The 5,278-nt window shown below is 58.2% G+C and carries 8 protein-coding genes; 5 read left to right on the forward strand and 3 right to left on the reverse strand.

Annotation, left to right across the window (positions count from 1 at the left end; genetic code table 11):
• Positions 1-60: 60 nt before the first annotated feature.
• A complete protein-coding gene (locus B0W55_RS28520; RefSeq protein WP_077049245.1) occupies positions 61-870 on the reverse strand; it encodes a TatD family hydrolase in 810 nt (269 codons plus the stop codon).
• Positions 871-1,128: 258 nt separating this feature from the next.
• Between B0W55_RS28520 and B0W55_RS28525 the strand changes: the two genes are divergently transcribed.
• The 5 genes from B0W55_RS28525 to B0W55_RS28545 all read left to right on the forward strand — a co-directional run bounded on the left by B0W55_RS28525 (position 1,129) and on the right by B0W55_RS28545 (position 4,257).
• Positions 1,129-2,550, forward strand: a complete 1,422-nt coding sequence (locus tag B0W55_RS28525) for a transglycosylase SLT domain-containing protein (protein WP_077049246.1) — start codon at positions 1,129-1,131, stop codon at positions 2,548-2,550.
• A 103-nt stretch (positions 2,551-2,653) separates the two neighbouring features.
• Positions 2,654-3,088, forward strand: a complete 435-nt coding sequence (locus B0W55_RS28530; RefSeq protein ID WP_077049247.1) for a DoxX family protein — start codon at positions 2,654-2,656, stop codon at positions 3,086-3,088.
• 75 nt (positions 3,089-3,163) lie between these two features.
• Positions 3,164-3,631: a glycine zipper domain-containing protein gene (locus B0W55_RS28535; RefSeq protein WP_077049248.1), complete on the forward strand. Its 468-nt coding sequence runs from the start codon at positions 3,164-3,166 to the stop codon at positions 3,629-3,631.
• Between the two features lie 128 nt (positions 3,632-3,759).
• Positions 3,760-3,945: a hypothetical protein gene (locus B0W55_RS28540; RefSeq protein ID WP_077049249.1), complete on the forward strand. Its 186-nt coding sequence runs from the start codon at positions 3,760-3,762 to the stop codon at positions 3,943-3,945.
• Between the two features lie 99 nt (positions 3,946-4,044).
• Complete coding sequence (locus tag B0W55_RS28545; protein WP_077049250.1) at positions 4,045-4,257, forward strand: hypothetical protein; 213 nt, start codon at positions 4,045-4,047, stop codon at positions 4,255-4,257.
• A 106-nt stretch (positions 4,258-4,363) separates the two neighbouring features.
• On the opposite strand, the gene B0W55_RS28550 is transcribed toward B0W55_RS28545, so the two are convergent.
• Positions 4,364-4,756 (reverse strand): hypothetical protein, encoded by a 393-nt coding sequence (locus B0W55_RS28550; RefSeq protein ID WP_077049251.1) that lies wholly within the window; start codon positions 4,754-4,756, stop codon positions 4,364-4,366.
• Positions 4,753-5,278, reverse strand: a 526-nt coding sequence (locus B0W55_RS28555; protein WP_218189778.1) for an enterotoxin A family protein, incomplete at its 5' end; no start/stop codon positions are given. The genes B0W55_RS28555 and B0W55_RS28550, both read right to left, overlap by 4 nt.

Consider the following 5,278-nt stretch of genomic DNA (forward strand, 5'->3'; position numbering starts at 1 on the left):
ACAAATTCATTAGCTGATACACCGCCTTCGCGAGCCAGCCCGCTCCCACAGGGGGGGTGTTTACTGGGGGATGGTGGGCAATCGGTAAAAGTCGCGAGCGCAGGCGGTGGTGTGTGCGGCCAGATCCTCGAGGGTCTCCCCGCGATGCAGCGCCACTTCGCGCAATACCTCGGTCAGGTACGCCGGTTCGTTGCGCCCATTCTTCGGCTTGGGCCGCAAACTGCGCGGCAGCAGGTAAGGGGCATCGCTTTCCAGCATCAGGCGCCCGCGTTTGATTTCCTTGACCAGCGGATGCAAATGCGTGCCCCGACGCTCGTCGCAGATCCAGCCCGTGATGCCGATGTGCAGGTCCATGTCGAGGTAGCTGAATAGCGCCTTTTTTTCCCCGGTGAAGCAGTGCACGACCGCGGCCGGCAACTGATCGCGGTAGCCGCGCAGGATCTCCAGCAACCGCTGGCTGGCGTCGCGCTCATGCAGGAACACCGGCATCTGCAACTCCACCGCCAGCGCCAGATGCTCTTCAAGCACTTTTTCCTGTTGCGGGCGCGGCGAGAAATCGCGGTTGAAATCCAGACCGCATTCACCCACCGCCACTGCATTTGATTCCTGCAGCAGACTGCGTAACTGGCGGGCGCTGTCGGCGTTCCAGTCGCTGGCCGAATGCGGGTGGATACCGGCGGTGGCGAACAGCCGTTGCCCGCTTTCATCCAGTTGCCGACACAGTTCCAACGCCTGTTCGCTGCCCTCGACACGGGTGCCGGTTAGCACCAATTGGCAAACGCCGGCGGCGTAGGCGCGGTCCAGTACGGCCTGGTGTTTGTCGGCAAAACTGGGGTTGGTCAGGTTGACGCCGATATCGATGAGTTGCATGGTGCTACCTCGGCCAAACGGCCGCAAAGCATAGCAGAGCTGTAGATTTATAAGAAAAACCAAGAACTACAACGAGTTATCGCTGTCTTTTGAGCCGCGCTTCGAGCCGCGCGGGGATCGGGATGCTGGGCAGGATGGTCAAGGTGCCATCATTGTGCCAGTCTTTCGCACTTTTTCAGCGCCCCAGGCGCTCTGTCTTCAAGTCCTTTGGTCGCATGAACACTCATGCCATCGACCCGAATTCTTTGCGGAGAGTGGATGATTCGTCCCTCGGTTTTGCTACTGCTGTGTTGTTCGCTGCTGCTGCCGATGTCGGCGGTCGCGCGGCTGCCCGGGCCGCTGCAAGCCGTACCGGCAAGCAAGGTGCGCGACCTGACGGAGATCCGCGACAGCCGTGTGTTGCGGGTGCTGGTCAACCAGAGCCGCAACAGCTCTGGCGAAGTCCAGGGCCAGGCCATCGGTATCGAATACCACCGCTTGCGTGCCTTCGAGCAATACCTCAACGGCCACGCCCGTGACGGTCAGGACATCACCCTCAAGATCATCCCCAAGTCCAAGGATCAACTGCTCGGTGCATTGCAGCGCGGGGAGGGCGATCTCGTCGCCCCCGGCGAGCTGCTCGATTTGCCGACCGGTTATGCCGTCAGCAGCAGCGAGCCGATTGCCAGCGACATCCCGCTGGTGCTGGTCGGGATCAAGGGCGAACGCCGCTACACCCGCCTGGAACAGTTATCCGGCAAGACCCTGGCCTTGCCCACCGGCAGTGCGGCCGGGGATGCCGTCAGCCAGATCAATCAGAAACTGGCCCTGCATAAACTGCCGCCGGTGAAGGTCGAGTGGGTCGACCCCAGCCTGGCGGTCGAGGATGTGCTGGAGATGGTCCAGGGCGGGATCTTTCATCTGACCATCGTCGAGCAACCCATTGCCGAGCGCTGGGGCAAGATCCTGCCCAAGTTGCGGATCGACCGCCAGGTGCTGATCAGCGATCCGGGCGAGGAATACTGGTTTGTTCGCCGCGATGCCTCGATGCTGCGCGCCAGTATCGATCGTTTTCTCACCACCTATAAAAAGCCATCGGATCAGGATGCCGCCTTCCTGCGTATCTATCGGCGCTTGTATCAAGTGCACTATCCCTTGGCCAAGGCTGACCGCCAGCGTCTGGAAAAGCTGCGGCCGGTGTTGCAGAAACACGCCGACGCCCAAGGCATGGACTGGCTGAACCTGGCGGCGCTGGCGTTCAAGGAATCGGCCCTGCAACCCAAGGCGCGCGGCGGTGGCGCCCCCACCGGCCTGATGCAGATCACACCGTCGGCGGCCGATCGGGTCGGGGTCAGCAATATCCAGGAGCTTGATGGCAACGTGCAGGCCGGGGCCAAGTACCTGGCGATGATCCGCCGCAAGTTCTTTTCCAGCCCCAAACTCAACGAGCGCGAGCGCATGGCCTTCGTGCTGGCGGCCTACAACATTGGCCCTGAACGAGTGCAGGGCATGCGCGCCGAAGCGCGGCGGCGAGGGTTGAACCCGAATCAGTGGTTCTTCCAGGTCGAGCGTATTGCCATGGAGCAGGTGGGAATGGGACCTGTCAGCTATGTTAATAGCGTGAACAAGTACTACCTGGCATTCGATCGGGAGCGTGAGTCGTTGGAGCCTCAGGGACAGAAGATTGCCCTACGGAAATGATCGAATAAACTGAAGTGTTGTAGCGGTTTTTTGCGCTTTAAATATTATGTTTTACGATTAGTATGGCGTCCAACCCACACACACTCACAATGGATGACACAGCATGAGCACACTGATCAACAAGGTTCTGTTTACCCGCGCTGGCTACGGCCTGACCGTTCTGCGAATTTTCGTCGGCATCATCTTCGCTGCCCACGGCTCGCAAAAACTGTTCGGTGCCTTCGGTGGTTACGGCTTGGCTGGCACTGCGCAGTACATGGAAAGCCTGGGTCTGACGCCGGGCTACCTGATGGCGACCCTGGCGGGCGGCACCGAATTCTTCGCCGGTCTGGCCCTGATCATCGGCCTGCTGGTCCGCCCGGCGGCACTGGGCCTGACCTTCCTGTCGCTGGTGGCGATCTTCTCGGTGCATATCAGCAACGGTCTGTTCATGGCCAACAACGGCTACGAATTCGCCCTGGCCCTGCTGGGTGGCAGCATCGCGGTGTTGATCGAAGGCGCGGGCAAACTGTCGGCTGATCGCGCCATCGCCGGATGATCTTTCCGGTGTAACGAACGAATCTGCCCGGGGAGCCTCAAAGCTATACATCCCTAGATGATCAGAGGCTCCACCATGGCAGCGAATTCCAAGGGTAAAGAAGTCAACGGCCCCCGCGCCCGACGTTCCGTGCTCCCGGCTTTGGTTTTTGGACTGTTGCTCAGCCCCCTGGCCATGGCGGCCGGTGACGGCACCGCGGCGGTGGGCGGGGGCCTTGGCGGCGCACTCGGTAACGTCGTCGGCGGACAAGTCGGCGGCAGCACCGGCGCTGCGATCGGCGCCGGTGTCGGTGGCGCCGCCGGTAGTGCGGTCGGCGCGCCCAAAGGCAGCCGCACCGAGGCAGCCATTGGCGGCGGCCTGGGTTCGGCGGGTGGCTCGGTGATCGGTAACAGCCTCGGCGGCTCGACCGGTTCGACCATCGGCGCAGGCCTGGGCGGTGCCGCAGGCGGCGCGGTCGGCAACAACCTTGGCAGTGACAACGGCGGCTCCCACTCTGGAGGCGGCCATAAGCACAAGAACAAACACCGCAACAAACACCACTGATACAGCCCCCAGAAAAACCCGGCCAAAGCGCCGGGTTTTTTTTCGTTTTCCGTCGGGCGTGCACTGGAACATTTGCTTGCCTTACCCCTCGAATCTCATACATCCCCTGAAAAAAACCGAGGCATGCCATGACACCGGAAACTGAAGGCAAGGAAGAGAAAGGGCCAAGTGGTCTGCCTTTCATCAATGATCCCGGCAATGAAGACCCGGGGTCCCTGATGGACGATGCCACCGTGCCGCTCAACGATTCGGATGATGCGGGGGACGTGGGGAATATCGAGTTTGAAGATGAAGACGAGGATGATGTTGATTGAACCGGTTCAATTGACCGGTTGTCCGCCGGATCGAACGCAAATATTGCCAGCGCCTCGTAACTTCAGGGCCTGCCTTTCAGGCCCTTTGAGAGGTGCTGAATGAATGCTGATTCGAAAAACGCCGACATCGACGAAACCCCCGAATATCCACTGCCTTCACCGACCGATTCATTGAGCCGCGATCAGCGACCACCTGACGATGATGCAGGTGTCGAGCAGGTTCCCGAGCAGGAAGTTGAAGACACCGACGTTGAGGCGAGCCCTGATGATCCGGACATCGCTGGTCGGGATGGTTCGGGGGAGCCGAGTTGAGTGCTGACTGTGCTGAGTGATTGTTTGTCCACTCAGCACCTACCTTGCAAGGTGGCTGGCGCTCACTCGACCCCTAGCACCCCATGCTAGTGCGCTAGCTGAAATTTTATTGCTTCAAAGAGCGGACCCATTTTATGTAGAAATCCCTTTGCTGCTGGATGTCGTTTGTGATGTCAGTTTCTTCATAGTCGAATATGTTGACCATATGTCCATCCTCGCTAGGCGTTCCTAAATGAAGTTCATACGCCACTAAACCCGCGGACATTTGGGAGGACATTCGAGAAGGATGGACATTGAGCCTTGCTCCCTTGCACATGAATCTTTTTTCGGGAAAGTCGGCTCGTAAGAGTCCGAGGCATTCATAAATATCATCAGCAGTATATTTTTTGCGTGAGCCATCTTTAGCGATCAGGGTTAACGATCTATTTTGCCGGTCGCACTCAACTACAAACGTTTCTGCGGTTTCAAAGGTCGTTGTCATTATTTCTACAATCTTCATGGCCACTTCCTGTTCGGATTAGGTATTGAGTAGCCCTCATAGCTACCATCTGCACGGACTGGAGTAACACCGAGAATGTCTTTGCTTTCTATTCCTCCAGGCATCGCTATTTCAACCTCATTCTTATGCGGTGAAAGGACGCCTAGCTTTTTGTTCACGTCTATCCCCCGGATATTTTTTATTACATAAACCAACCCATCATCAAATCCGTGACCGGTTGCGAATTTTATCGCCTCAGTTTTTGAGGTCGAAGTGCTGACAAAAAAACTTGGAGGATTTCGGTTGTCTCTTGCGTGTAGGTAAATGTCAAAACTGTCTCCAAGGGGTTCGAATCCTTTTTCGAATATTTCCCAAGGTTCTCGTGTGTCGCCGCGGTACAGATAGCGATTCTTGGGTTTTGGCTTTGGAGCCGTGACCTCCTCATGGTTAACCGCGGCTTTCGCCGTCGGAACACGTTCCCCGGCTGACGTTTTGCACCCACCTGCACCAGGACAATCATTCAACCCCAACGGATCCACCCAA

This window comes from Pseudomonas sp. KK4 (assembly GCF_001984065.1).
GTDB lineage: Bacteria > Pseudomonadota > Gammaproteobacteria > Pseudomonadales > Pseudomonadaceae > Aquipseudomonas.

Excerpts from the sequence above, each read along its gene's own strand:
- B0W55_RS28520 (WP_077049245.1), bottom strand. The coding sequence starts at position 870 with ATGCAACTCATCGATATCGGCGTCAACCTGACCAACCCCAGTTTTGCC.
- B0W55_RS28530 (WP_077049247.1), top strand. The coding sequence starts at position 2,654 with ATGAGCACACTGATCAACAAGGTTCTGTTTACCCGCGCTGGCTACGGC.
- B0W55_RS28550 (WP_077049251.1), bottom strand. The coding sequence starts at position 4,756 with ATGAAGATTGTAGAAATAATGACAACGACCTTTGAAACCGCAGAAACG.
- B0W55_RS28525 (WP_077049246.1), top strand. The coding sequence starts at position 1,129 with ATGATTCGTCCCTCGGTTTTGCTACTGCTGTGTTGTTCGCTGCTGCTG.
- B0W55_RS28535 (WP_077049248.1), top strand. The coding sequence starts at position 3,164 with ATGGCAGCGAATTCCAAGGGTAAAGAAGTCAACGGCCCCCGCGCCCGA.
- B0W55_RS28545 (WP_077049250.1), top strand. The coding sequence starts at position 4,045 with ATGAATGCTGATTCGAAAAACGCCGACATCGACGAAACCCCCGAATAT.
- B0W55_RS28540 (WP_077049249.1), top strand. The coding sequence starts at position 3,760 with ATGACACCGGAAACTGAAGGCAAGGAAGAGAAAGGGCCAAGTGGTCTG.